This is a genomic window from Flavobacterium flabelliforme, assembly GCF_017948675.1.
Classification (GTDB): domain Bacteria; phylum Bacteroidota; class Bacteroidia; order Flavobacteriales; family Flavobacteriaceae; genus Flavobacterium; species Flavobacterium pygoscelis.
This window is the reverse complement of record NZ_JAGFBU010000001.1, coordinates 994706-1020651: the sequence shown is the minus strand read 5'-3', so window position 1 is coordinate 1020651 and position 25946 is coordinate 994706. Positions and strand designations below refer to the sequence as shown.

The 25946-nt window shown below is 32.4% G+C and carries 24 protein-coding genes; 16 read left to right on the top strand and 8 right to left on the bottom strand.

Features of this window, described 5'->3' with window-relative positions; translation table 11 throughout:
• Positions 1-94: 94 nt before the first annotated feature.
• The 8 genes from J3S90_RS04485 to proC all read left to right on the top strand — a co-directional run bounded on the left by J3S90_RS04485 (position 95) and on the right by proC (position 8167).
• Positions 95-514, top strand: a complete 420-nt coding sequence (locus J3S90_RS04485) for a lipocalin family protein (protein ID WP_188049171.1) — start codon at positions 95-97, stop codon at positions 512-514.
• Between the two features lie 169 nt (positions 515-683).
• Positions 684-1223 carry a DMP19 family protein gene (locus J3S90_RS04480; RefSeq protein WP_210645008.1) on the top strand — a complete coding sequence of 180 codons (540 nt, stop codon included), beginning with the start codon at positions 684-686 and terminating at the stop codon, positions 1221-1223.
• A gap of 194 nt (positions 1224-1417) precedes the next feature.
• Positions 1418-2689 carry a serine--tRNA ligase gene (gene serS / locus J3S90_RS04475; RefSeq protein ID WP_210645006.1) on the top strand — a complete coding sequence of 424 codons (1272 nt, stop codon included), beginning with the start codon at positions 1418-1420 and terminating at the stop codon, positions 2687-2689.
• A 125-nt stretch (positions 2690-2814) separates the two neighbouring features.
• On the top strand, positions 2815-4593 hold the full coding sequence (locus tag J3S90_RS04470; RefSeq protein ID WP_210645005.1) for a tetratricopeptide repeat protein: 1779 nt from the start codon (positions 2815-2817) through the stop codon (positions 4591-4593).
• An 84-nt stretch (positions 4594-4677) separates the two neighbouring features.
• Positions 4678-4989, top strand: a complete 312-nt coding sequence (locus tag J3S90_RS04465) for a DUF4286 family protein (protein WP_188049167.1) — start codon at positions 4678-4680, stop codon at positions 4987-4989.
• Between the two features lie 180 nt (positions 4990-5169).
• Positions 5170-5949, top strand: a complete 780-nt coding sequence (gene rsmA, locus J3S90_RS04460) for a 16S rRNA (adenine(1518)-N(6)/adenine(1519)-N(6))-dimethyltransferase RsmA (RefSeq protein WP_210645003.1) — start codon at positions 5170-5172, stop codon at positions 5947-5949.
• A complete protein-coding gene (mgtE, locus tag J3S90_RS04455; RefSeq protein WP_188049165.1) occupies positions 5939-7291 on the top strand; it encodes a magnesium transporter in 1353 nt (450 codons plus the stop codon). Before rsmA ends, mgtE begins: the two co-directional genes overlap by 11 nt.
• Before the next feature lie 99 nt (positions 7292-7390).
• Positions 7391-8167 (top strand): pyrroline-5-carboxylate reductase, encoded by a 777-nt coding sequence (proC, locus tag J3S90_RS04450; RefSeq protein WP_210645001.1) that lies wholly within the window; start codon positions 7391-7393, stop codon positions 8165-8167.
• A 111-nt stretch (positions 8168-8278) separates the two neighbouring features.
• Here proC and nhaA read toward each other — a convergent pair whose 3' ends face one another.
• Entirely contained in the window at positions 8279-9433 is a 1155-nt protein-coding gene (gene nhaA / locus J3S90_RS04445; RefSeq protein ID WP_188049163.1) for a Na+/H+ antiporter NhaA, read from the bottom strand.
• Between the two features lie 146 nt (positions 9434-9579).
• On the opposite strand from nhaA, the gene J3S90_RS04440 reads away from it, so the two are divergent.
• The 3 genes from J3S90_RS04440 to J3S90_RS04430 all read left to right on the top strand — a co-directional run bounded on the left by J3S90_RS04440 (position 9580) and on the right by J3S90_RS04430 (position 11517).
• A complete protein-coding gene (locus tag J3S90_RS04440; RefSeq protein WP_210644999.1) occupies positions 9580-10527 on the top strand; it encodes a 2-hydroxyacid dehydrogenase in 948 nt (315 codons plus the stop codon).
• A gap of 167 nt (positions 10528-10694) precedes the next feature.
• Positions 10695-11078 (top strand): DUF4234 domain-containing protein, encoded by a 384-nt coding sequence (locus J3S90_RS04435; protein WP_188049161.1) that lies wholly within the window; start codon positions 10695-10697, stop codon positions 11076-11078.
• Positions 11053-11517, top strand: a complete 465-nt coding sequence (locus J3S90_RS04430) for a DUF2752 domain-containing protein (RefSeq protein ID WP_188049160.1) — start codon at positions 11053-11055, stop codon at positions 11515-11517. Before J3S90_RS04435 ends, J3S90_RS04430 begins: the two co-directional genes overlap by 26 nt.
• A 59-nt stretch (positions 11518-11576) precedes the next feature.
• Here the strand turns inward: J3S90_RS04430 and J3S90_RS04425 are convergent, their stop codons facing one another.
• A complete protein-coding gene (locus tag J3S90_RS04425) occupies positions 11577-13379 on the bottom strand; it encodes a GNAT family N-acyltransferase (protein ID WP_188049159.1) in 1803 nt (600 codons plus the stop codon).
• A 113-nt stretch (positions 13380-13492) separates the two neighbouring features.
• On the opposite strand from J3S90_RS04425, the gene J3S90_RS04420 reads away from it, so the two are divergent.
• From J3S90_RS04420 to J3S90_RS04410, 3 genes are all read left to right on the top strand, one after another.
• A complete protein-coding gene (locus J3S90_RS04420; protein WP_210644997.1) occupies positions 13493-14254 on the top strand; it encodes an exodeoxyribonuclease III in 762 nt (253 codons plus the stop codon).
• 161 nt (positions 14255-14415) lie between these two features.
• Positions 14416-15357, top strand: a complete 942-nt coding sequence (locus tag J3S90_RS04415; RefSeq protein ID WP_210644996.1) for an OmpA/MotB family protein — start codon at positions 14416-14418, stop codon at positions 15355-15357.
• Between the two features lie 157 nt (positions 15358-15514).
• On the top strand, positions 15515-16552 hold the full coding sequence (locus J3S90_RS04410; RefSeq protein WP_210644994.1) for an aldo/keto reductase: 1038 nt from the start codon (positions 15515-15517) through the stop codon (positions 16550-16552).
• A 70-nt stretch (positions 16553-16622) separates the two neighbouring features.
• Here the strand turns inward: J3S90_RS04410 and J3S90_RS04405 are convergent, their stop codons facing one another.
• The 6 genes from J3S90_RS04405 to panC all read right to left on the bottom strand — a co-directional run bounded on the left by J3S90_RS04405 (position 16623) and on the right by panC (position 23343).
• Positions 16623-18584 carry a transglycosylase domain-containing protein gene (locus J3S90_RS04405; RefSeq protein ID WP_210644992.1) on the bottom strand — a complete coding sequence of 654 codons (1962 nt, stop codon included), beginning with the start codon at positions 18582-18584 and terminating at the stop codon, positions 16623-16625.
• Between the two features lie 172 nt (positions 18585-18756).
• Positions 18757-19167 carry a hypothetical protein gene (locus J3S90_RS04400; protein ID WP_210644991.1) on the bottom strand — a complete coding sequence of 137 codons (411 nt, stop codon included), beginning with the start codon at positions 19165-19167 and terminating at the stop codon, positions 18757-18759.
• Positions 19168-19393: 226 nt separating this feature from the next.
• Positions 19394-20755, bottom strand: a complete 1362-nt coding sequence (gene radA, locus J3S90_RS04395; protein ID WP_210644990.1) for a DNA repair protein RadA — start codon at positions 20753-20755, stop codon at positions 19394-19396.
• Positions 20755-21903, bottom strand: a complete 1149-nt coding sequence (locus J3S90_RS04390) for an alpha/beta hydrolase (RefSeq protein ID WP_210644988.1) — start codon at positions 21901-21903, stop codon at positions 20755-20757. The genes radA and J3S90_RS04390 overlap by 1 nt, the downstream gene beginning before the upstream one ends.
• A 226-nt stretch (positions 21904-22129) precedes the next feature.
• Entirely contained in the window at positions 22130-22480 is a 351-nt protein-coding gene (gene panD / locus J3S90_RS04385; protein ID WP_188049151.1) for an aspartate 1-decarboxylase, read from the bottom strand.
• Between the two features lie 14 nt (positions 22481-22494).
• Entirely contained in the window at positions 22495-23343 is an 849-nt protein-coding gene (panC, locus tag J3S90_RS04380; protein WP_210644985.1) for a pantoate--beta-alanine ligase, read from the bottom strand.
• A gap of 108 nt (positions 23344-23451) precedes the next feature.
• On the opposite strand from panC, the gene J3S90_RS04375 reads away from it, so the two are divergent.
• Both J3S90_RS04375 and J3S90_RS04370 read left to right on the top strand, forming a co-directional pair.
• Positions 23452-24258 (top strand): glycogen/starch synthase, encoded by an 807-nt coding sequence (locus J3S90_RS04375; protein ID WP_188049149.1) that lies wholly within the window; start codon positions 23452-23454, stop codon positions 24256-24258.
• A gap of 20 nt (positions 24259-24278) precedes the next feature.
• Positions 24279-25937 carry a DUF4270 domain-containing protein gene (locus J3S90_RS04370; RefSeq protein WP_210644983.1) on the top strand — a complete coding sequence of 553 codons (1659 nt, stop codon included), beginning with the start codon at positions 24279-24281 and terminating at the stop codon, positions 25935-25937.
• The last annotated feature ends 9 nt before the right edge of the window (positions 25938-25946 follow it).

Below are 25946 nucleotides of genomic sequence, written 5' to 3'. Positions count from 1 at the left end.
ATGAAGTAATTATGTAAATATGACCAAATACTATGTAACAATTTTTAAACGCTATCAAGTTAATTTAGCCATTATTAATTATAAACAAACAAACATGAAAATTAGAAGCATATTATTAGCATTAACATTGAGTATCGGATTATTTGCAACTTCTTGTAGCAGTAATGATGAAAATGAAGGAGCAACAATTATTCCTATTACAGGAAAATGGGGTGTAGTAAAAGTGGGTACAAATATTGGTGGTGTAGAGACATTGGTAGATCCGCCACAAAATGTAACAGGATGTGATCATGATTATCTTAGTTTTAAAATTGATAACACATTAGTTTCAGGAGATTATGATTCTACTTTAAGTCCATGTGCTTTAACAACAGTTTCAGGAACTTATAGCAGACCAGATAATAAATTAACAACTGTTATAAATGGTGTAACCACTACTTATGATATTGTTAATCTTACTCTTACTGAATTAAAGTTAAAAAATGGTACAGCAATATCAGTTTACACCAGATAATTTAGTTATTTTTACATCGTAAGTTTTTGAGATGTATTAAAACGGAAACGACTTTTAAAGTTGTTTCCGTTTTTTTTTATTCCATATAAAGGCAAACAAGCATGATTTTTTGTGTTTGTATTATTCTTTTATCCGAAATTTGCGTGCAAACTCTTTAAAAATATAAGCAATGGAATTCGGTAGAATCATAATTTCAGAAACAGCAGCAAGTAGCGAAAACCCACAAGATGTTATCAATTCGAATATTTTGGTGATTAATTTAATGCGCGAGGAAAAAATCGATGATGATTTAATTCATGAAGATGCCTTGATGAGTTATTATCTAGATTATTATACGTCTCAATATACAGAAGGTAATTTTGCACAATTTGTCTATAATTCTCAATGGAACACAGAATTGAATGAATTGATAGAAGAAGGATTGCAATTGCTTGGTGCCGAAAAACATCTAGAATTATTTCAGAAACAATGCAAGAAAGTCAAGTTGATGAGCAGCGTAAAAAGAGATAAATTTTTTAAAGGAAAGCTAGAAGGTGTAAATCCAGTTCGTGATTTGATGAATAATGATACTTTTTTTGAAATTGAAGAAAATTTGGTACAACGCAATGCAGAATTCTTAAAATCACATCCCGATCTTGAAGTACTTTCTGTAGACGATATGTTTGCGGCGCTTGAAGAGTTTGTAGGTCATGAAATAAAGAGAGAATAGGATTTAAGAATAGTGGTGGTAGATTAGTTTAAATTTAATTCATGAAATAGCTAGACTGTTGTATTTGTAATCATTCTTGAAATTCTTCCTAGAAATTACAAAACACAAATCACTGATTTTTCAGTCGTTTCTAGCAAACATTTCCTTAAATTTGCTTTCATTAATAGAAATATAATAGTTATAAAAACCCAATTATGTTACAAATTGCATTTATTAGAGAGAATCAAGAGAAAGTAATCAATGCTTTGGCAAAAAAAAATATGGATGCCAAAAGTATTGTTGAAGAAGTGGTACAACTAGATGAAAAACGTCGTGCTACGCAAGTAGAGTTAGACGGAATTTTATCAGAATCTAATAAATTATCCAAAGATATTGGGGAATTGATGAAAAGTGGCGAGAAATCAAAAGCCGCAATTCTAAAAGAAAAAACAATTTTATTAAAAGAAAAAAGTAAGAAGTTGGCAGAATCTGCTGATGTTCTAGCTGCAGAACTTTTAGAAAAATTATATACGTTGCCAAATCTTCCGGCTGATATTGTTCCAGTAGGAAAAACTCCAGAGGAAAATTTAAACGTTTTTCAAGAAGGTGCTATTCCCGTTTTACATGAAGGCGCTCAGCCACATTGGGAATTAGTAAAAAAATATGACATCATCGATTTTGAATTGGGTGTAAAAATTACTGGAGCAGGATTTCCAGTTTATAAAGGAAAAGGAGCAAAATTGCAACGCGCACTAATCAATTATTTCCTAGACAAAAATACGGCTGCAGGTTACAGTGAAGTTCAAGTTCCTCACATGGTAAATGAAGCTTCTGCTTACGGAACAGGACAATTACCAGACAAAGAAGGACAAATGTATCATGATAAAACAGATGATTTGTACTTGATTCCTACTGCTGAGGTTCCAGTTACTAACTTGTTTCGTGATGTGATTTTGAATGAAAATGAATTACCTGTTTTAACCACCGCTTATACACCTTGTTTCCGTAGAGAAGCGGGTTCTTATGGAGCGCATGTGCGTGGATTAAACCGTTTGCACCAATTTGATAAAGTAGAGATTGTACGAGTGGAGCATCCTGATAAATCGTATGAAGCTTTAGACGGAATGGTAGAACATGTAAAATCGATACTTCAAGAATTAAAATTACCTTACCGAATTTTACGTCTTTGTGGTGGAGACATGAGTTTTACCGCTTCTTTGACCTATGATTTTGAAGTTTTTTCAACCGCGCAAGATCGTTGGTTAGAAATTTCTTCTGTTTCTAACTTTGAAACTTTTCAAGCAAATCGTTTGAAATTGCGTTTCAAAGACAAAGACGGAAAAAACCAATTGGCACATACTTTAAACGGAAGTTCATTAGCCTTGCCAAGAGTTTTAGCTGGGATTTTAGAAAATTATCAAACGCCAGAAGGAATTGTAATTCCAGAAGTATTGCGTCCGTACTGCGGATTTGATATTATAGATTAAATTACAGCTTTTTTGAAATAAACGTAAATTCGCAAATTTTTTCTTTTTTAAATAATGAAAATTTGCGAATTCGCGTTTAAAATAATTTCGACTTAACACTCGATTTAGAAACAATAACAATAAATATGAGATTTTTTTTCCTCTTTATTACTTTATTAGTGTCGCTATTTGGATTCGCTCAAAACGAACAATTAGCGCAGTATTATTATGAAAAAGGAGATTTTGAAAAAGCTAAAATTGGTTTTGAAGAATTATTACAGAATACGCCTCAAAACACACAATATTTTTTAAGAACTATTGATTGTTATCAGCAATTACAGCAATTTGATGTTGCTGAGAAAGCCATTCAACAACGTTTGGATAAATACAAGCAAGGTACGCTTCTTGTAGAATTGGGTTATAATTTTCAGTTGCAAAAAAAAGAAACTAAAGCCACTTCTTATTATGATCAAGCTTTAGACCGCATCAAGAAAAACCCAATGGAAGTATATGGCATTTCTACCTCTTTTGAGCGAAAAGTGCTCTTAGAATATGCTTTAAAAGCATATCAAACCGCCATAGCAATTGAACCTAATGATAATTTTAATTTCCAAATAGGTTTGCTTTACGGTCAGTTGGGTAATACAGAAATGATGATTGGAACTTTTTTAGATGATGCTTACAAGAATCCTCAAAATGCAATTAGAATTCAAAATCAATTTGTACGTTATCTGGCAGATGATGGAGATGCCAATTTTAATGAAATGCTCAGAAAAGCACTGATTTTGAGAACACAAAAAAATCAAGACATTTTTTGGAATCGCTATTTAAGTTGGTTTTACGTTCAACAAAAAGAGTTTGAAAAAGCATTTGTACAGGAAAAAGCGATTTATAAACGCAATCCAGAATCGCTTAACAGTATTGTAAACCTAGCACAATTGGCAATAGAGGAAGACAATCAGGAAGCAGCACAGGAAATTTTAGTATTTGTGTTGCAAAATACTAAAGATTTAGAATTGTTAATTCAGGCGAATTCCTATTTGATGGAGATGAGAATCGAAAAAGCCACTGAAAAAGATTTGCCCATTATAAATACCGATCTGTCTAATTTATTGCGAGAATATGAGATAAGTCCATTTACCTTATCTTTGCAATTGATTCAGGCACATTTTGTAGCGTTTAATTTAAAAAAACCAGAAGAAGCTAAGGCAATTGTAAAGAAAGCTTTAGAATTGCGATTGAATGAATATGATGCGGCCAAAGCTAAAATGGAGTTGGCAGATATTTTTCTCTATGAAGAAAAATTTAATCAAGCATTATTGTATTATTCGCAGATTGAATTGGACTTAAAAAATGATGTTCTAGCACATGAAGCTACTTTAAAAGCGGCTAAAACTAGTTATTTTAAAACAGATTTTGATTGGGCGTTAAAGCAATTTAAAGAATTAAAAGCAGCCAACACACAGTTGATTGCTAACGATGCTTTAGAATATTTTTTATTAATAAATGATAATACCGCTGCAGATTCTACTCAAACGGCATTAAAACAATTTGCAAAAGGAGATTATCTTTTATATCAAAATAGAAACCAAGAAGCAATTGCACAATTTCAATCTATTTTAAAAAGTTTTAAAGGCCAAGAAATAGAAGCAGTTACATTATTGCGATTGGGACAAGTTTACGAAAAACTAGGTGATTTTACTTTGGCTTTAAGCCAGTATCAAAGCATAATTGATCATCACGCTGAAGGGATTTATAGTGATGAAGCATTGTTTTTTTCGGCCGAAATTTATAACAAAGAACTAAAAGAACCTGAAAAAGCAAAACCTTTGTACGAGAAGATAATTTTTAATCATCAAGACAGTATTTATTTTGTTGAAGCTAGAAAAAAATTCAGACAATTGCGAGGCGATACGAATTTATAAAATGATTTTACATTGAAGATTAACCATTTTGAGAGTAGATTTTACATAAGTCTTGATTCAAAATTAAAACACTAAATAAAAATAATGATCATATACAACGTTACCACAAACATACACGAAAGCGTGCACGACCAATGGATGGTTTGGATGCGTCACAAGCATATTCCAGAAGTTCTAGCGACAGGAAAATTTTCTTCAGCCAGAATGGTTCGTGTTTTAATTGAAGAAGAAATGGGCGGAACAACCTATTCTGTTCAATATACCACCGATAGCAAAGAAACGCTCGAAAAATATTATCAAGAAGATGCAGCAGGTTTTCGCGAAGAAGGACAGAAATTATTTGGTGATAAAATGCTAGCATTTAGAACGGAATTAGAATTGATTTCTGATCATTAAATATAGATTAAATTTCTTGTGTTTCAAATCTAGAATCACTTTCTAATTGTGTTCTTAGCTAAAAAATAAATACAGTTAGCACTTATCTGCTAAATCATTCTCAAGGGTTATTTTTAAAGTCTTGTGAGAGAATATAACACTAAAATTAAGCGAGAATGCCTTGTGCCTCGCAATTAAAATATGGAAAAAGTAAAAGCCAAAAAACATCTGGGACAGCATTTCTTAAAAGATGAAAGCATTGCAAAAGATATTGCAGATACGCTGAACTTAGTTGGTTATGATGATGTTTTAGAAATTGGACCTGGAATGGGTGTTTTGACTAAATATTTATTGGATAAACCTATCAATACTTATGTAATTGAAATCGATACAGAATCAGTTACTTATTTAGATGAAAATTATCCTAAATTAAAAGATAAAATCATCTCTAAGGATTTCTTGAAATACAATATCAACGAAATTTTTGAAGGCAAACAGTTTGCAATTATTGGCAATTTCCCTTATAATATTTCGACTCAAATTGTTTTTAGAGCATTAGAATATCGCAACCAGATTCCTGAGTTTGCTGGAATGTTCCAAAAAGAAGTGGCACAACGCATTTGTGAAAAAAAAGGAACAAAAGCTTACGGAATTCTATCAGTTTTAGTACAAGCTTTTTATGATGCTGAATATTTATTTACTGTAGACGAAAATGTATTTATACCACCACCAAAAGTAAAATCGGGTGTTTTACGCTTGCGCAGAAAAGAAGATTATAGTTTGCCTTGTGGAGAAAAATTATTTTTTACGGTAGTCAAAACGGCTTTTCAACAACGCAGAAAAACACTTCGCAATAGTTTAAAAACTATGAACTTATCTGATAAATTACGTGAAGATATTGTTTTTGATCTTAGACCAGAACAACTTAATGTAGAACAATTTATAGAATTGACTCAAAAAATAGAAGCCGATGGAGTTTAAAATCAGTAAAGAATTAATTCAGGAATTAGAGCTACTTATTCAAAATAAGAACGACAAGCAATTGGAGGTTTTATTGAATGATATGCACCATGCTGATATTGCAGAAATTCTTGATGAGCTGGATTTTAATGAAGCAACCTATATTTTTAAAGTTCTAGATAGTGATAAAACAGCCGAAATTCTTCTAGAGTTAGAGGATGATCTTCGTGAAAATATATTAAGTAGACTTTCAGCAAAAGAGATTGCAGAAGAATTAGATGAGTTAGAAACTAATGATGCGGCTGATATTATTGGGGAGCTTTCACAAGATTTGAAAGCGGAGGTAATATCAGAACTTCAGGATGTTGAGCATGCCAAGGATATTGTGGACTTGCTTCGTTATGATGAGGAAACCGCTGGTGGAATTATGCATAAAGAGTTGGTGAAAGTCAATGAAAATTGGAATGTGCTTACTTGTGTAAAAGAAATGCGTATGCAGGCCGAAAACATTTCTCGAGTGCATTCTATTTATGTGGTAGATGATGAGGATAGATTGAAAGGGCGTTTGTCACTTAAAGACTTGCTCACAACTTCATCAAGAACAGCTATTAGTGATGTTTACATTAGAAAATTAAACTCTGTAAAAGTTGATACTGAAGATGTTGAGGTCGCTCGTATCATGCAAAAATACGATTTAGAAGCCATTCCAGTTGTAGATGAATTGGGTCGTTTGGTTGGAAGGATAACAATTGATGATATTTTAGACGTAATCAAGGAAGAAGCCGATCAGGATTACCAATTAGCTGCGGGTATTTCTCAAGATGTGGAAGCCGATGATAGTATTCTTGAGCATACAAAGGCGCGTTTGCCTTGGCTTGTATTAGCACTTTTAGGAGGTTTTGTTTCTGTTAGAGTGCTAGGTTTATTTGAAGGCGCAATGGAAGAGCATGGGAAATTGTTCTTTTTTACCCCTTTAATAGCTGCAATGGCAGGAAATGTTGGCGTACAATCTTCGGCAATCATTGTGCAAGGATTGGCAAATAATACCCTTAGCGGATCGTTATTTAATAGATTGGTAAAAGAAGTTTCTTTAAGCTTACTAAATGGAGTTATTCTAGCAATTATCTTGTTTTTAGGAAGTCATTTTTTATTGAACGTTGAATTTATTATTGGTATAATTGTCACTATTGCCTTAATTTCTGTAATTATTATTGCATCATTAATTGGAACTTTTATCCCACTATTATTAGATAAATTTGGAATAGATCCCGCGCTGGCAACAGGGCCTTTTATAACCACAAGTAATGATATATGTGGAATTTTGATTTATTTCTCTATTGCAAAACTGATATTAGGTTTTTAAATAGAGTTTCAAAAAAATACAACTAACCAATCCATTCTTTCTTTTAAATACAATTTCTTCAAGGGATTTGTGCTAAATGATAGACAAACCAAAACCAGCATGAAAGTACATATTATTGGCGGCGGCAACCTAGGTGTTTCTATAGCCTTAGGATTGTCTAAATTCTCATCGGATAACCAAGTAACCATAACCAGGAGAAATACTTCAAGTATTTTGTATCTGGAGAAGTTAGGGGCAACTGTTTCTAGTAATAACATACATCAAATTCAAGAAGCTGATATTATTATTTTGACCATAAAACCCTATCAGGTTGATGTTGTTTTGAATGAAATTCTACCTGTAATTTCAAATAAAACTATTGCTTCTGCTGTCAGTGGTCTTTCTATTGAAAACTTGCAAAGTAAAATAGGAGATTCTAATACTGCCATCAGAATTATGCCAAACATTGCAGCGCAGTTTGGTGCATCGGCTACGTGTATTGCTTTTCAAGAAAAAAACTCAGTAAAAGCACAGAGTGTGATTTCGCTTTTTCAAAGTTTAGGAACTGCTCCTATTATTGACGAAAAATTGATGGATGCTGCTACTGTTCTTGCTGCTAGTGGAACTGCTTTTGCTTTGCGCTACATAAGAGCTTCTATGCAAGCAGGAATAGAGATTGGTTTTGATTGGCAAACTGCATTAGCTATTTCTGCCCAAACAGTCAAAGGAGCTGCAGAAATGCTCTTAGAGGAAAAAGTACATCCAGAACAATTAATAGACCGTGTAACTACACCTCAAGGTTGTACTATTGCAGGATTAAATGAAATGGAGATGCATGGTTTTAGTTCGTCATTGATTAGAGGTATTAAAACTTCTTTAAAGCAAATTAAAGGATAACTATTGTACTAAAAGTAAGTTGTTCTTTCAGCAATTTTTATTGTATTGAATACAAAAAAGCCCTAGTTTAATATTAAACTAGGGCTTTTTTTATGTGTTATATAAAGTAATTTACTTTCTTCTTCTGTCTGGTTTCAAGTTGTATTTCAACCATAAAAAACCAATTGTTCCAGCAATAAAAGAAGCTATTAAAATGGCTATTTTAGAATACGTAATCACTTCTTGTCCGTCATTCTTAAAAGCGAGCAATGTTATAAATATAGACATTGTAAATCCTATTCCTCCAAGCATTCCGGCTCCTAAAATATTGGTCCATTTTAAATCTTTAGGTAAGGTGCAAATGCCAAAACTAACTGCTGCAAACGAGAAAAGCCATATTCCTAATGGTTTCCCAACAACAAGACCAACGATAATACCAATTGTATTAGGATGATTTAAACCTTCATGCCAATCAGAACCTATTGCGATTCCTGTATTGGCCATAGCGAATAACGGAAGAATGATAAAAGCTACAGGATTGTGTAAAAAGTGCTGTAATTTATACGAAGAAGTTTTCTTGCTACCATCACCAAAAGGGATTACAAACGCCAATAAAACTCCTGTTATTGTTGCATGAACACCAGAATTTAGCATAAAATACCACATGGCAGCACCACCTATTAGATAAGGAAGCAAATTATGAACTTTTCTTCTGTTAAGAATAAACAAGAAACCCATTATGGCAAACGCAATAAGTAAGTTGGTAAAAGCAATATTGTCGGTATAGAATACTGCAATTACTAAAATGGCACCGATGTCATCTATAACAGCAAGAGCCGTTAAAAAAACTTTTAGAGAAGTAGGAACACGATTTCCCAAAAGGGATAAAATACCAATGGCAAATGCAATATCAGTCGCCATAGGAATACCTGCGCCATTTTGTGTTATTGTTCCAAAATTCAAAAGAAGAAACAATCCCGCTGGTACAATCATTCCACCTAAAGCGCCAAAAATTGGTAAGGATGCATTTTTTATATTAGATAATTCTCCTTGATACATCTCACGTTCTAATTCTAACCCGATCAATAGAAAGAAAATAGTCATTAAGCCGTCATTTATCCAATGAGTGATTGAATGACTGCCAAGATTGGTTTCCCAAAATGCAATGTAATCTGTTTGAATAGGTGAATTAGCCAATAAAAGAGAAAGAATGGTTACAGAAAGCAATAAAAGACCACCCGATTTTTCGCTTTCAAAAAAAGCTTTGAACGTTTTTGTTAATTTCATTTTTCAGTTTTCATTTATTACGTTTGTTTATAAGGTAATAAAAATTGAGAGCGCTAATTTACAAATTTAGACTCAAAATACCTTTCTAAAAATGATAAACCGTAATTTTTTTGTTTATTTGAGGTATCAAAAAAATATAATTTTTTATGGATATTAAAGTGCTTCACATAGATAGTAATAATTCCGTTTTATGGGATAAACTTCAAGATGCTGGATTTATAAATCATAGCGACTTCACTTCTTCAAAAGAAGAAATTGAAAATAAAATTCACGATTATCAAGGAATCGTGATTCGCAGCCGTTTCAAAATTGATCAAACTTTTTTGGATAAAGCTACTAATTTGCAATTTATCGCTCGAGTAGGAGCAGGATTAGAAAGTATCGATTGTGATTATGCTAAAAGCAAAAATATAACTCTTATAGCTGCGCCAGAAGGGAATCGAAATGCTGTTGCAGAGCATGCTTTAGGAATGATCCTTTCTCTTTTTAACAAATTGAATCAAGCGCACAGTGAGATTCAATCCGGTCATTGGAATAGAGAAAGCAATCGAGGCTATGAGCTTGATGGTAAAACAGTAGGGATTATTGGTTACGGAAATATGGGGAAAGCTTTTGCTAAAAAACTCCAAGGTTTTGATGTAAAAGTGCTGTGTTATGATATAAAGGAAAATGTGGGTGATACTAATGCTAGACAAGTCACATTAGAAGAATTACAGAAAAATATAGATGTATTGAGTTTGCATATCCCTTGGACGGAGGAAACGGATAAAATGGTTAATTCCGAATTTATTAACGATTTCGAGAAACCATTTTGGATTATAAATACCTCTAGAGGCAATAATATTGTAACGGCCGATTTAGTTGCAACAATGCAATCGGGTAAGATTCTAGGTGCTGGTTTGGATGTTTTAGAATATGAAAAAGGATCTTTTGAAACCCTTTTTCAAGACAAACAAACTCCAGAAGCTTTTCAGTATCTATTGAAAGCCAAAAATGCTATCTTAACACCACATATTGCTGGTTGGACATTTGAAAGCCACGAGCGATTAGCACAGGTTATTGCTGATAAAATTAAAGCGAAATATTTTATCTAAATCTTTATTGATAGTCATTTTAAAGAAATAAACACTTGCAAGTGTAACAACTTTGCTTCTATAATAGACTTATGAGTAAATATTGTTGTGGTTTATACAACCAGAACTATTTTGATAAAGGAACTCATTAAACATTTTAAATTTAATAATAACTAAACCAAACCAAAATGACAGAAATCGTAAAAGAAACATGGAACACACCCAACAAACCTATTCCGGTATTTAATGTAGATCCTATTTTAGTATTAATTTTAGGTTTTTTAACTTGTGGCCTCTATCTTATTTATTGGAATGTTAAAATCGCCGAGGTTTTTGAAGCTGTTTCTGAAAGAGAAGTTATCTCGCAGCCAATAGCCATCTTTGCTGGTTGTTGTTATCCTGTTAATATTTATTTTTTCTATCTAGCGGGTAGAGATGGATTGCCAGATGTTTACCGTAGATCGGGCTCAGCTCAAAAAGACGATACTGTTTTATTGCTAGTTTTAGGTTTTTTATTTCCAATGGTTGCTGCAATGATCGTTCAAAATGAAATCAATAAATTATATAAATAGTACAAAGAACAAACGTAAAATTTACGGTATTGTAGGTGCTATTCTGGTACTAGTCATTCCTTTTTTGCTAATGCTTTTTAATGCTGATAATCATTTAGAAACGGATCAATCTTTATGTCCTTTTAAAATGGCAACTGGTTTCCCGTGTCCGGGTTGTGGTATAACAAAATCACTGGTTTATTTATATCAAGGTGATTTTTACAAGAGCATATCTTATCATGTTTTAGGACCTTTTGTAATTGCTTTTTGCTTGTTGAGTGTTGCAGTTTTATCGCTAGAAATAATTACTAAAAGGGAGTATTTGAACGGAATTATGTACAATAAAAAGCTAGCCTATAGTTTGGGCTTTTTTCTTATTACATATCACATTATACGACTGATTTTATTTATAAGAAATAATTCTTTAGATGCTATTTTAAAAGAGTCTATCTGGAGATAAAACAAAAAAAATCCCATTGCTTAGAATTGCAATGGGATTTTTTTATAAATTGAATTTTATTAATCCTCTTTTTCGTGTAGTTTTCTTTCAAGTTCTTTTTGGAACTCTTCCATCACGGGTTTCATTGTGCTTTCTGGAATATCTGCAATACGAATGTACATTAATCCATCAATGGCATTATTAAAGAGCGGATCTACATTAAAAGCGACCACTTTTGCGTTTTGTTTAATGTATTTTTTTATCAAAACAGGCAATCGTAAACTACCAGGTTCAAGTTCATCAATAATCTTATCGAACTTATTTAAGTCTGATTCAGCTTCATCAAAAATGAAATCCTTATCAGCATCTTTAAGTTTTACCTTATACTCTTTTTTAGGATGTATATATTGTGCAATATAAGGGTCATAATAGTTAGACTTCATAAATTCTATCATCAGAGATTTAGAGAAATCAGAAAATTGATTGCTAATACTTACACCACCTAATAAAAATTTATGTTCTGGATAACGCAACGTAGTATGAATGATTCCTTTCCAAAGTAAGAAAAGAGGCATTGGTTTTTGTTGGTATTCTTTGATGATGAATGCACGACCCATTTCAATCGATTTGTTCATCATATCATGTAATTCTGGCTCAAAACGAAAAAGATCATTTAGATAAAAACCTTCCATACCATACTTTGGATAAATTTCAGAACCCAATCCCATTCTATAGGCGCCAGCAACTTTTTTTGCGTCATCGTCCCATAGAAACATGTGGTGATAGTAGTTATCAAATTTGTCAATATCAATAGATTCATTGGTGCCTTCGCCCACTTCTCTAAAGGTAATCTCTCTCAAACGTCCAATTTCGTGTAGTATGTTTGGTATTTTATTGGCTTCTGTAAAAAAGACTTCGTAGTTTTTACTTTGCAACAGTCGGCAACCATTTTCTCTGGCAATTTCTACCTCAGAAATTATTTGCGAACTATTAGCAGCTGTAACAATTTTCTTTGGACTTTTTGCGATTTTTAAGGTTGGTGTTGGTAAAAAATGGCTTTCTTTCTCAAAAGGATTAGCCAACATGTAGGTTTTCTTTCTTAAAAATTCAGAATATTCCTCTATAGTCTTGTACTCATTTTGTTCATTCACAGAAATAGCTTTCCCAATACGAACTTTAATTACACGGTTCTTTTGACTAAAAACTTCTGAAGGTAATTTTGCAGTTCTAAAAGTGCCACTAATTTTAGAAAGTAAATAAAACAAACGGCTGTTTTTAGCATGAAAATAGATAGGAACAACAGGAACCTGAGCTTTTCGGATAACTTTAATCGCACCTTCTTCCCAAGGTTTATCTACAACTAGTTTGCCATCTTTATAAGTCGAAACTTCTCCAGCTGGGAAAATACCTAATGGTTTTCCGTCACTTAAATGGCGTAGTGTTTCTTTAATTCCTACCACACTAGATTTAGAATCCTTATGATTTTCAAAAGGATTTACTGGCATGATGTATTTTTTTAAAGGTCGAATTCTATGCAATAAAAAATTAGCAATAATCTTGAAATTAGGTTCTCTTTCGAGCATTAATTTCAAAAGTAAAACACCGTCAATTCCTCCTAAAGGATGGTTTGAAATGGTAATATAAGCGCCTTCTTTAGGCAAACGCTTCAAATCTTCTTCAGGAATTTCGAATTTTATTTGTAAATCATCTAATATTCCATTCAAAAAAGCAACATCTTTAAGATGTCTATTTCTATTGTATACTTTATTTAACGTAGAGATCTTCAGCAACTTCATCAGCATCCATCCTGAAAAAGTCCCAAGAACACCATACTTATCTACATTTATTGCCTTTGCAACTTCTTTGGCGGTTACTAAACCCATTTATTTCTTGTTTTTAGAGCAAGAAACAAAGATAGCAAAAAACTCCATTTTCTCTATTTTTCTGAATCAAACTTCTTCTTTTTTATTACTTTTGAAACTCTAAAAATTATTTCATGAAAATTATTTCATACAACGTCAACGGAATTAGGGCTGCCATTTCCAAAGGTTTTATAGACTGGTTGCAACACGCAAATCCAGATGTTATTTGTCTTCAGGAAATTAAGGCTACAGAAGATCAAATCCCTGTAGAGGCGATATCTCAGGCAGGATATCCTTATCAATATTATTATTCTGCAACCAAAAAAGGATACAGTGGAGTGGCTATTTTATCTAAAACTAAGCCTAACAATGTGGTCTATGGTACAGGAATTCACCACATGGATTTTGAAGGTAGGAATATTAGAGCAGATTTTGATGACGTCTCTGTAATGAGTTTGTATTTGCCATCAGGAACTAATATCGAACGCTTGGATCATAAGTTTATGTTTATGGATGATTTTCAGCAGTATATCAATGATTTAAAAAAAGAAATACCGAATTTGATTATTGGTGGTGACTACAATATTTGTCATGAGGCTATCGATATTCACGATCCTGTTCGCAATAAAAATGTTTCTGGATTTCTACCTGAAGAAAGAAAATGGTTGGATACTTTTATGAAATCCGGATTTGTAGACAGTTTCCGTCATTTTAATAAAGAACCACATCAATATTCTTGGTGGAGTTATCGTGCAGGTGCCAGAGGAAATAATAAAGGATGGCGAATAGATTACAATTTAGTTAGTGATTCGCTAAAACACAGGCTTAAAAGAGCGGTAATTTTATCAGATGCCATTCATTCTGATCATTGTCCAATTTTAGTAGAAATTGAGTAATTTATAATAAAAAGAACAATTAGGAGCTATTCCTGCTATACGTTGCAATCTTTTTGCTTTTAATTAAAAGCAAAAAGGATTTTCACTACTATCAGGGCTAGGGAATTAGAATACAATTCCTATTTTTGATTTTTAATAATACCACTAAATATTTAAACAAAATGATAAAAAAAATTTCCATTGGAGTATTGGCATTAGCGCTTTCTACGTCTTGTGTCTCGAAAAAAATATACAATGACTTAGAAAATAAGTTCGCTGATTTAAAGAAGGAAAATAGAAGTATTGCTGATGAGAATGCCGATTTGCTTAAGTCAAAAAGCCAATTAGAATTAGATCGTGAGGCTATGACATCAGATTTTAATAAATCTAAAGCCGAACTCAATAAGCTAAAAGCAGATTATGCTGCCGCTCAAGATAAATTTAAAGTATTGCAAGATTCTTACACTGCTTTAGAAAAAAATAGCGACGATGCTTTGCAAAGTAACATGAAGAAAAATCGTGACTTGTTAGGGCAATTAGACGAAAAAGGAAAAGCATTGGCTCTAGAGCAAGAACGATTAAATAAAAATGCACAACGCTTACAAGAGTTAGAAAATTTGATTGCTGCTAAGGAAGCAAGCATGAAAAAACTAAAAGAAACACTTTCTAAAGCATTAAATAGTTTTGAAGGCAAAGGCTTAACAGTCGAGCAAAAAAACGGAAAAGTGTATGTGTCTATGGAGAATAAACTTCTTTTTAATTCTGGAAGTTATGCTGTAGGTACTGAAGGGAAAAAAGCAGTTACGGAAGTGGGTAAAGTGTTGGGCGATAATCCAGAAATTTCAGTTCTTATAGAAGGACACACAGATAATGACGCTTTTACAGCTTCAGGTCCTATTGCTGATAACTGGGATTTATCAACAAAAAGAGCAACGGCAATTGTTTCTATTTTAAGTGAAAACAAAAAAATAAACAGAAAGAATCTTACTGCTGCTGGTAGAAGTGAGTATTCTCCATTAGTGAGTAATGCCACCGCAGAAGGGAAAGCGAAAAACCGTAGAATAGAAATTATTCTAACACCTAGATTAGATGAAATCGCAGATATGTTGAATGACTTAAACTAAAATTCAATTCTAAAATAAATACAAAAAAGGCTCAAAGTTTTAATTTTGAGCCTTTTTTTATACGGATAACCATAAACGTTTCTTAAAAATAGTTAAAGGAGAAACCGAAAAGTTTTATAACCTATACTTTTGTAACTTAATTTAGAATTATCAAAAAATGAAATACACTACTTTACCCAATACGGATATAAAAGTGAGTAAGATATGTCTTGGTACAATGACTTTTGGACAACAAAACTCAGAAGCCGAAGGTCACGCACAAATGGATTATGCATTTGAAAATGGAGTTAATTTTTTTGATACTGCAGAGATGTATTCTGTTCCAGCCAGTAAAGAAACTTACGGAAGTACAGAGAAAATTATTGGAACTTGGTTTAAAAAATCTGGAAAAAGAGAAGAAGTGGTTTTGGCCTCTAAAATTGCAGGGCCCAATCCCAACTTCACTTACATGCGCGATACAATTGATTTCTCTCCAGCAAGTTTAAAATATGCTTTAGATAATAGTTTGCAGCGCTTACAAACCGAATATTTAGACATTTATCAATTGCATTGGCCAGAGCGAAAAAACAATTGCTTTGGACAACGAGGTTTTAAAGTTCAAGATGATTCTTGGCAAGATAATATTCATCAGGTTTTAGAAACTTTAGACGGATTTGTAAAAGAAGGAAAGATAAAGCATATTGGCGTTTCTAATGAAAATCCTTGGGGAATAATGCGTTTTCTTGAAGAAAGTAAATACCATAATTTACCAAGAATTAAAACAGTTCAAAACCCTTATTCTTTATTAAATAGACTTTTTGAAGTGGGTACTTCAGAAGTTTGTACTAGAGAAAATGTAGGTTTATTGGCTTATTCGCCATTGGCTTTTGGAGTTTTGACAGGAAAGTTCCTTACTGGAGAAAGTCATCCTAACGCAAGAATTAAACTTTTCCCACAATATACGAGATACAACAGCGAACAATGTACACAGGCCGCTCATTTGTATAATGAAATTGCAAAACAAAACGGATTATCACTAACCCAATTATCATTGGCATTTGTAGCGCATCAATCTTTTGTAACGAGTTCTATTATCGGGGCTACATCAATAGAGCAATTAAAAGAGAATATAGACACGATTCAGGTTTCTCTTTCAGAAGAAATAATAGAACAAATCAATAAAGTTCAGGCTATCATTCCAGATCCAGCACCTTAGTTTATTCTATATAATAAAAAAACATAAAAGCCCAATGAAAACTAGGTTCTTATTGGGCTTTTATGTTTTTTTAAAGTTCAAATTCTTCTATGCTCGGCAATGAGTCTAATGCGGTAGAATCTTTTACTTTTAATCTCAAATATGATTTTGCAGCACCAGAAATATGTAGTTTTTGCTGTTTATAAATCGTGTCGTCAAGAGTCAAAAGACCTCTTCGAATCATAATATTTGTTAAAAAAGATTCTTGTTTTACTGCAAATTCCCTTAAATTCCCCTCATCATTAAATTGGTACATGAATTTTTTTGGACTCGGAATAATTCGAGCTAAATACAAGCATTCATTTAAATCTAAATCGGCAGGATTTTTTTGGAAATAAAAACGACTTGCTTCGCCTATTCCGTAAACGTTTGGTCCCCATTCGATGATGTTGAAATAAACCTCTAACATTCGTTCTTTACTTACAATTCGGTTATTTTCTAAAATATAAACGAGTAAGATTTCTTCTAGTTTTCGTGACAATGTTTTTTCTCGAGTCAAAAAAACATTTTTCACTAACTGCATGCTGATGGTACTAGCACCACGAGAAAATTTCTTGGTTTTTATATTCTTGATTATAGATTGCTTGAACGCCTCATTTATAAAACCTCGATGTGAAAAGAAGGAAGGATCTTCGGTCGTTAGGACACTTTTTCTTAAATAGGGAGAAATTTGTTCGAGCGGTGTATAATTCGGATTCGCATTTCCTACTAAAATTGGTCTTTGTAGCACATCCTGTATAATTGCACGATAAATAAATTCGCTATTGAGTTTGTTTAAATTTGCTTCTCCATATTTTGTAATCTTCAAGTTTTCTTTTTTCAAATTACTATCAAAAACCAGTTCATTGGGTTTGTTTTTATTGTATTTAAAATCGAGTTTGTAATCAATACTTCCCTCGGCTTCCATACCTTGAAAATGAGTAAAAAGTCCCTCCGGGAGAGAAGATATGAAATCCTGCGCTTTCATTTTTGGTAGTGCTATCTTTAGTTTATAAACGGTGTCTTTGGCAGTTTCATAAGATAAATATGGATTGAATTTAATACTATTCAATTGCACAGTAGAGCTACTATCTACAGAGATAAAATTGGATCCTAATAAAAAACGATAGTCAAATCGTGCGTTTTTGATTAGTACATCTTTTCGGGCAATTTTTGGATGGTTTATTTTTAAATTAGCGATAGAAGCGTAACCGTCTATATGCAATTCTCCGCGACTATGATTGATATTTTCGATGTTTAAACGAATAGAATCAAAACTTGAAATAAGTCCGTAACGTTCGTCAAAGTAAGGAACTTTTATGGCACCTGTATCAATATTAAAAAATCGAATATCTGCTTTTTTATTTCTAGGATCAGCATATCCTTTAATTTTCCATTGCTGTTCAAAAGTATTTGTTTGTACGTGGATTGCTGTTTCTAATTCTTTATTTAACAATATTAGTTTGTTGATTTTTATAGTTGCTCTTTTGCCATTATCGTCAAGTTTAAAAGTCAGATTTTCAACATCCATATCTGTTGGCACCAGATTGAGTACTTTTGAAATAATTCTATAGGCAAAAGCTGCGTAATCTTTTTTATCGTTGTTTTTAGATTCTTTATTGTCTTTTTTCAGAAAAGCCTCAAAGTTTTTACGGTCTCCTTTTTGTGTTAGTTGTACAAAGCCTGTTTTAATTTCTAAAGTGCCTAATTGAACTTCACCCAACAATAATTGCCAAATATTAACACTAGTTCTTATTTTATGAATGTTGAATAAAGTGTCTGCATTTTTTGGGGTCAAAGTTACATCCGTTAAGCTTATTCCTGAAAAACCTTCAAAATTAGCGGCTTTAACTGTAAAATTGCTATCATAGTCTTTTTCTATTTTTGATGTTGCTTTAGTAATTACTTTTTTTAAAATAGAATCTCTAAAAACAAAAAAGGCACTACCTATAACTATCAGAATTAAAAGTGGTATTGTAATGAATAAAAATATTTTCTTTTTTCTGTTTTTCATTAATTAGGTGGAATTTAAAAACTGTCTTTTTAAAGAGTTGGTGTTTTATCAATTTAAAGACAAGAAAACAAATTTAGATAAATAAGTTTTAAACTTTTTTAAATTTTAATTATTAACACAAAAAAGCCGCAACGTTTGATTGTGGCTTGCCTTTTTGATGAAATCAATTGGTTTATGGAGTATAAAAGTGCTTGACTTTTGCAATAATTTGTTTCAAAGTCATGTTCTCTGCTGCTTCAACAGCTTTTAATTTACCACTAAAAATTGACTTTTCTTCTTGGATTTTCTTTTCTAATTTAGTTTTTGTTTCTGCAGGACCAAAAATATAAATTTCGTCGCAATCTTTTATAGTTGCGATAACTTCCTTAAGATACGCATTGGTTTGATGTTTTATTCTTTCGTCAAATGTGTTTTGAGAATCCATATGTTGGTTACCAAAAAAACTACCTTTATCTCCTTCTTTATCGTGATAAACACGGTTTTCTAAATCAGACTGAAGTGTTGTTGTTTTTTCTATTCCTTCCTCTAGAATTACAATGATTGCTTTTGTGGAGTCAATCCAAATACCCGCTTGCTTTTTCATTACTTATTGCTTTATGAAATTAGATAATTTTTTCTTTAAAGAAATTATGAATCTATAACTTTCTAACAAGCGTTTGTTTATGAGAATGTACTTTTTTAAGTTGCGCTGCAAGTAAAGATTCGTTACATAAAGGTAAACTATTAAAATAAGTATTATTTGCTATTTAACATGTAAATAACTTATAATCAGCATTTAGGGTTTGTTTGGTATTTTTTTAGAATTAGTTTTATCCAAATAATTCTGCGGCTACATCCTCGATTTTTGCTACTAATCGAACTGTAATCCCACTATTTTTAAGTGCTATTTTATTGTATTTAGAAACAAAAATGGTCGAAAATCCTAACTTCTCTGCTTCCTGAATGCGTTGATCTACTCGGTTCACCGGACGTATCTCACCAGAAAGCCCCACTTCTCCAGCAAAACAGAAATCTTTATTAACAGCAATATCTTCATTTGAGGATAAAATAGCAGCAACAACGGCCAAATCGATAGCAGGATCATCTACAGAAATTCCGCCGGTTACATTCAAAAATACATCTTTGGCACCCAATCTAAAACCGGCTCTTTTTTCCAAAACGGCCAAAATCATGTTTAGTCTTTTGGCGTTATAACCAGTGGTGCTGCGTTGCGGTGTTCCGTAAACTGCCGTGCTTACTAAAGCTTGAATTTCTATCATCAAAGGACGCATTCCTTCAAGTGTTGACGCAATTGCTGTTCCAGAAAGTTGCTCGTCTTTGTGAGAAATTAATATTTCTGATGGATTAGAAACTTCACGCAAACCACTTCCTAGCATCTCATAAATTCCTATTTCGGCCGTCGATCCAAATCGGTTTTTTAAGGAACGGAGTATTCGGTACACATGGTTTCTATCGCCTTCAAACTGAAGAACCGTATCAACCATATGTTCCAATATTTTTGGGCCCGCGATCGTTCCATCTTTAGTGATATGTCCAATAAGTATCACAGGAATGTTAGTCTCTTTTGCAAATTTTATTAACTCTGCCGTAGTTTCTCTAATTTGAGAGATACTTCCAGCAGTAGATTCTATATAATCTGTATGTAAGGTTTGAATGGAATCGATAATTACTATTTCAGGCTGAATAGCTTCAATTTGCTTAAAGATATTTTGAGTTTTAGTTTCGGTTAGAATATAGCAATTGGCGCTGCTTGGAGTAATTCTTTCGGCACGCATTTTTATTTGTTTCTGACTTTCTTCTCCAGAAACATATAGTGTTTTATAAGGTAGTTTTAAGGAGATCTGAAGTAAAAGGGTACTTTTTCCAATGCCAGGTTCTCCGCCCAAAAGGATAAGCGAGCCCGGAACAATCCCGCCACCAAGAACTCGATTTAGTTCTGCGTCGGTAGTGTCCATTCTTATTTCTTGAGCAGAATCAATTTCATCAATTCGTAATGGTTTTGGAGCTTTACTATTCGCAGAACTCTCACTTTTCCAAGCAGTTTTTTCTTGCTTCTGAATAATTTCTTCGGCAATAGTATTCCACTCCTTACACGAATTGCATTGTCCTTGCCATTTGGCATATTGAGCGCCACAATTTTGGCAGAAAAAAGTTGTTTTTACTTTAGACATTATTTTTTGGGTATTTGACTTTTCATTAGGTCATAATTGTCAAGCATCATTTGTTTAGTTAAGTCGCTGATTTCTTCAGATTGTGAAGCACTCAAATAATATTTTGCTGCTTTTTTTGGATCTTCCATTTTCTCGAACATCAATGCTAATTCATAATCTCCTAGCATTGATTTAGGATAATACTTGTTGGCTACTTCTGCTAATTTATCCAATTCAGAATAAGCTTTATTTTTTATAATCGCTGCTTCTATTGCTTTAAAATCATTTAAACGAATAGGAAGTTTTATACCGGTGTTTTTATACAAAACGTCATATTTATTAACTAAATAATCTACATATCCACTTTCTAATACTACTATTTTTTCTGCATAATCGGTAGATGTGATGGGTCTGTAATTTTGAAAAATATGATACAACGCATTTGGAATTGAAGGTAAAACCATCGAATAATGAGAAGCTCCTTTTATTACATCTAATTTATAATTTAATTGCGGATTAGTAACTAGTTTTATACTTGCGTCTAACTCTTGTACGGATTTTTGTATTTTCTTTAAATCTCCTTCGCCATACGATTGGTAATAATAAATAGGTCTCTTAAGTTTTTTAAGTTGCTCTGGAATTCTGATTTCCATTTCTGTTGCTAATTCAGGGCTTAAAGAGATATAAGCATCAAAAATAGGATTGTCTTTATAGAGGAAAAAGTTTAAGAAACCTGCTGTTATATCATGACCTGCAATGATACGGAAAGGTGCAACTGGATATTTTTTTTCAATAAAAGGGAGTAATTCTGCTCCTAGAAATTCAAAAAAACGTGCGCCTTCTCTAGTAGGAACGCCATCTACTGGATCGTAAAAGGAGTCATTAGTTCGTTCGCCATTTTTATTTTGGCTAATACCGATTACTATAGTTTCTGGTAAATCATCCCAATACGCTCCGTAATTCAGATCGCCATAAAAAGGATCAAACAAGTAATCTCCATCGAGTAAGATGACTAATGGATATTTTTTATTTGGGTTTTTCTCAAAAGAAGCGGGAAGACCAATCGTTATTTCTCGTTTGGTTTCTAAAACTTTAGACTCAAATTCAATTATGGATTTTTGTGAAAATAGAGAAACAGAAAAGAGTAATAATAGTATTGTTTTTTTCATAGTTTGTAAGATTTTGATCTTTTTTGATTGCTAGATTAGTGGTAGCAATATAATCTATTATTTTATTTTAATATAAAACTTATTGGGTATTCACAAAATGTCATTTCTAGGTTTTAGTTTTGCAAATAAAAGGCCACTGAATTTCTATTTTAAAGTATAAAATAGAGAATCAGTGGCTTGAATTTTAAACTGCTCTTATAAAAGACTAAAGAGTTTTATAAGACTATTAGGTTAGCGAGTTATCCTTTTCATTTGGAAAAATAACCCATGGCTTGAATGTTTTAGCTTCTTCAAACTCCATAGTTGCGTAAGAGATGATAATGATTACATCATCTTTTTGAACTTTTCTAGCCGCTGGACCATTCAGAGTTATTGTTCCTGAATTTTTCTCTCCTTTTATAGCGTATGTTTCAAAGCGTTCGCCGTTATTGATATTTACAATAGAAACTTTCTCTCCCTCTATCATATTAGAAGCCTCTAATAATGCTTCGTCAATAGTAATACTACCGATATAATTAAGATCGGCACCGGTTACTTTAACACGATGAATTTTTGATTTTAAAACTTGAATTTGCATGGTACAAAAGTAAATTAATTTAATGAAATAGTATCTATTAGGCGGATGTTATTGACTAATACGGCAATAAAAGCTCTGTATTTTTTATTTTCTATTTTTTCTGTGCAAGACAAAAGGGTTTCTTCATCTGCTATTGTAAAATATTCTAATTCAAAATGAGCATCTTTTTTTAAATAATCGCTTACCCATTCAGAAATTTCCTTTGTGGTTTCTGTTTTAAACTTTTCTTTTACAGTACTCAATATTTTATAGATAATAGCAGCATCTTCTCTTTCTTTATTGGATAAACGCTCATTTCTTGAGCTCATAGCAAGGTGATTCTCTTCTCTAAAAATTGGGCATCCAATGATTGCTACTTTTAAACCATTTTTAGCGACCATTTTTTTTACAATTTGTAATTGCTGAAAATCTTTTTCTCCAAAATACGCTTTTGTGGGTGCTACAATTTCAAAAAGGCGTTTTACTATTGTGCCAACACCGTCAAAATGTCCTGGTCTAAATTTACCTTCCATTTGGTTTTCTAAACCGTCGAAATCAAAGTTCTGTGAAACGACTTTTCCTTCGTAAATGTCGTCTACAGAAGGAGCGTATAATATAATTGAAGGATCTAAATTATCTAATTTTTTTATATCGTCTTCTAAAGTTCTAGGATATTTAGCTAAGTCTTCAGGGTTATTAAATTGCGTTGGATTAACAAAAATACTTACCACTGTATTGTCGTTTTCCAATAATGATTGCCGCATTAAAGCCAAATGTCCTTGATGCAAAGCACCCATGGTTGGAACAAATCCAATAGTAGAATCAGGTGTTTTAATCGATTTCAAATGATCCATTAAAGTTGCTTTTCCGTAGAAAATAGGCATGGCAGTATTATTAAAATTAAATGCAAACTTACTATTTTAGTTAATAACTGCATAAATTTTTGTAATTTTGCTTGGTTTTTATTGCCAATAAATTAAGCAAATTATAATATGAAAGATAAGAGGATATTATATGTATCATCTGAAGTGGTACCTTATCTCGCTGAAAACGAGGTCTCTTTAATGTCTTATGACGTTCCTAAAATGATTAATGACCAAGGTGGACAGATACGAATTTTTATGCCTAGGTATGGAAATATTAACGAGAGAAGACACCAATTACACGAAGTAATTAGACTTTCGGGAATGAATTTGGTTGTAAATGACTTGGATATGCCATTGATTATTAAAGTAGCTTCTATTCCTAAGGAAAGAATTCAAGTTTATTTTATTGATAATGATGAATATTTTAAAAGAAAAGCAACTTTTACAGATGAAGAAGGTGTAATGTTCCCAGATAATGACGAACGTGCTATTTTCTTTGCAAAAGGTGTGGTTGAAACAGTTAAGAAACTGAATTGGGTTCCGGATATTATTCATGTTCATGGATGGATGGCGGCTATGTTGCCTATCTATATGAAGCATTTTTATAAAAACGAAGCTCTGTTTTCTGAAACTAAAATTGTTACTTCTGTTTATTCTCCCTCTTTTGAAGGGACTTTGAATATGGGAATGATTAATAAAGTAAAGTTTGATGGAGTTCCCGCAGAAGCAATAGCTGATCTAGAAGTGCCAAACTACGAAAACATCTTAAAAGCCTCTATTAGTCATTCTGACGCAGTTATTATTGCCTCAGATAACGTGCCTTCAAGTTTAACAAAATTTATAGAATCTTCGGGAAAACCTTTTTTACCTTTCGGCTCGAAAGATGCTTTCGCCGAAGCGTACACTAATTTCTATAGAGACCAAGTTCTTTAAATTAAACTTTTTTGATAAATATGTATAATAATTCTTTTTTTAAGAAAATTCTTTTAGTAGCGACTGTTTTTGTTTTGTATTCCTGTGATAAAGATTACAATGAAGTTGGTGGCGATATAATTGGTGGAAATAATTTTGATTTAGCAAGTACCACATATAGTGTTTTAGGTTATAATCTAAAAACAGGTCCGATTCAATCTAATAATCTTGATGTAAATCCGTTAGGTATTTATAATAATCCTGTTTTTGGAGAAACAACTGCAAATTTTAATACGCAATTGGCTTTGTCTTCTTTTGTAACCTCAATTGGTGCTAGACCTTATGTAGAAAGTGTAGTTTTGACAGTTCCTTATTATATTGATGAAAGTAAAACAAAAACTAATGCTACTGGTAGTCATGTTTATGTTCTAGATTCTATTTATGGTCCACAGATGGCTAAAATGAAATTAAGTGTCTATGAATCTGGATATTCTATGGTTAATCCGGGACCTATTACAGGATATCAGGAACAAACTTTTTTTACAGATCAAAATGATTTATTTGATACTAAAAAAGAACCAACTGTATTAAATGATAGTGATGATGATTCTCAGAATAATGAATTTTTCTTTGATTCCTCCGAAGATGTTGTAGACGTCAAAGATTCTTTGACAGGTGTAAAAACTACAAAATATATTGCACCTGCAATGAATTTGAATTTAAACAAAGCCTATTTTAAAACTAAAATTTTAGACGCTATCAGTTCAGGTAAATTGGCCTCTAATGAAGCTTTTAGAAATCATTTTAAAGGACTTTATTTTAAAGTTGAGAAATCAGGATCTAGCGCAGGAAATTTAGCCATGCTTAATTTTAAAGCAGGTAAAATAACAATTACCTATAATCAAGATTTGGCTTCCACTACTGGAGGTGCTCCAACTCGTGAAAAGAAAACTATTGTTCTTAATATGTCTGGAAATACAGTAAGCTTACTGAAAAATGATTATACTGTTAGTGGATCTGCGTATAATAGTTTGCCTAGTGTTGGTGACAACGTTGCGGGAGATGAGCGTTTGTACTTAAAAGGGGGACAAGGTTCCGTTTCTGTTTTAGAATTGTTTGACAAAAAAGATATAAAGGGATATGATAGTAATGGTAATCTAACTTCTGGTCCAAACGGAGTTCCAGATGAGTTAGATGATTTGAGAAATCCTGGTAAGGGTAAAAAAGTTTTAGTTAATGAAGCTAATTTAGTTTTTCACATCGATGCTAGTGCTATGACTGGTGCTGATGAACCACAGAGGGTTTATTTGTATGATTTTAAAAATAATCGTCCAATAATTGATTACTCTGATCCAACTTCTAATGTTAGTTTTCCTAAAAAATCCAAAGTAGTTTTTGGAGGACTTTTAAAATTGGATGCGACTACTAAAAGAGGTTCTACTTATAAAATTAGAATTACAAATCAAATTAGAAATTTGATAAACAATAAGGATTCTACTAATGTTAAATTAGGCTTAGTAGTTACTGAAAATATTGCAAATACTGTTTCATCTAAACTTAAAACGGCTAATTCTTTTATTTCACAAGCACCAAAAGCTTCTGTAATGAACCCTTTAGGGACCGTTTTATACAGCGGAAAATCTACCGTTCCAGATGATAAAAGATTAAAATTGGAGATTTATTTTACAAAACCAAATTAAAAGAAATTT

Excerpts from the sequence above, each read along its gene's own strand:
- J3S90_RS04485 (WP_188049171.1), top strand. The coding sequence starts at position 95 with ATGAAAATTAGAAGCATATTATTAGCATTAACATTGAGTATCGGATTA.
- J3S90_RS04480 (WP_210645008.1), top strand. The coding sequence starts at position 684 with ATGGAATTCGGTAGAATCATAATTTCAGAAACAGCAGCAAGTAGCGAA.
- serS (WP_210645006.1), top strand. The coding sequence starts at position 1,418 with ATGTTACAAATTGCATTTATTAGAGAGAATCAAGAGAAAGTAATCAAT.
- J3S90_RS04470 (WP_210645005.1), top strand. The coding sequence starts at position 2,815 with ATGAGATTTTTTTTCCTCTTTATTACTTTATTAGTGTCGCTATTTGGA.
- J3S90_RS04465 (WP_188049167.1), top strand. The coding sequence starts at position 4,678 with ATGATCATATACAACGTTACCACAAACATACACGAAAGCGTGCACGAC.
- rsmA (WP_210645003.1), top strand. The coding sequence starts at position 5,170 with ATGGAAAAAGTAAAAGCCAAAAAACATCTGGGACAGCATTTCTTAAAA.
- mgtE (WP_188049165.1), top strand. The coding sequence starts at position 5,939 with ATGGAGTTTAAAATCAGTAAAGAATTAATTCAGGAATTAGAGCTACTT.
- proC (WP_210645001.1), top strand. The coding sequence starts at position 7,391 with ATGAAAGTACATATTATTGGCGGCGGCAACCTAGGTGTTTCTATAGCC.
- nhaA (WP_188049163.1), bottom strand. The coding sequence starts at position 9,433 with ATGAAATTAACAAAAACGTTCAAAGCTTTTTTTGAAAGCGAAAAATCG.
- J3S90_RS04440 (WP_210644999.1), top strand. The coding sequence starts at position 9,580 with ATGGATATTAAAGTGCTTCACATAGATAGTAATAATTCCGTTTTATGG.
- J3S90_RS04435 (WP_188049161.1), top strand. The coding sequence starts at position 10,695 with ATGACAGAAATCGTAAAAGAAACATGGAACACACCCAACAAACCTATT.
- J3S90_RS04430 (WP_188049160.1), top strand. The coding sequence starts at position 11,053 with ATGAAATCAATAAATTATATAAATAGTACAAAGAACAAACGTAAAATT.
- J3S90_RS04425 (WP_188049159.1), bottom strand. The coding sequence starts at position 13,379 with ATGGGTTTAGTAACCGCCAAAGAAGTTGCAAAGGCAATAAATGTAGAT.
- J3S90_RS04420 (WP_210644997.1), top strand. The coding sequence starts at position 13,493 with ATGAAAATTATTTCATACAACGTCAACGGAATTAGGGCTGCCATTTCC.
- J3S90_RS04415 (WP_210644996.1), top strand. The coding sequence starts at position 14,416 with ATGATAAAAAAAATTTCCATTGGAGTATTGGCATTAGCGCTTTCTACG.
- J3S90_RS04410 (WP_210644994.1), top strand. The coding sequence starts at position 15,515 with ATGAAATACACTACTTTACCCAATACGGATATAAAAGTGAGTAAGATA.
- J3S90_RS04405 (WP_210644992.1), bottom strand. The coding sequence starts at position 18,584 with ATGAAAAACAGAAAAAAGAAAATATTTTTATTCATTACAATACCACTT.
- J3S90_RS04400 (WP_210644991.1), bottom strand. The coding sequence starts at position 19,167 with ATGAAAAAGCAAGCGGGTATTTGGATTGACTCCACAAAAGCAATCATT.
- radA (WP_210644990.1), bottom strand. The coding sequence starts at position 20,755 with ATGTCTAAAGTAAAAACAACTTTTTTCTGCCAAAATTGTGGCGCTCAA.
- J3S90_RS04390 (WP_210644988.1), bottom strand. The coding sequence starts at position 21,903 with ATGAAAAAAACAATACTATTATTACTCTTTTCTGTTTCTCTATTTTCA.
- panD (WP_188049151.1), bottom strand. The coding sequence starts at position 22,480 with ATGCAAATTCAAGTTTTAAAATCAAAAATTCATCGTGTTAAAGTAACC.
- panC (WP_210644985.1), bottom strand. The coding sequence starts at position 23,343 with ATGCCTATTTTCTACGGAAAAGCAACTTTAATGGATCATTTGAAATCG.
- J3S90_RS04375 (WP_188049149.1), top strand. The coding sequence starts at position 23,452 with ATGAAAGATAAGAGGATATTATATGTATCATCTGAAGTGGTACCTTAT.
- J3S90_RS04370 (WP_210644983.1), top strand. The coding sequence starts at position 24,279 with ATGTATAATAATTCTTTTTTTAAGAAAATTCTTTTAGTAGCGACTGTT.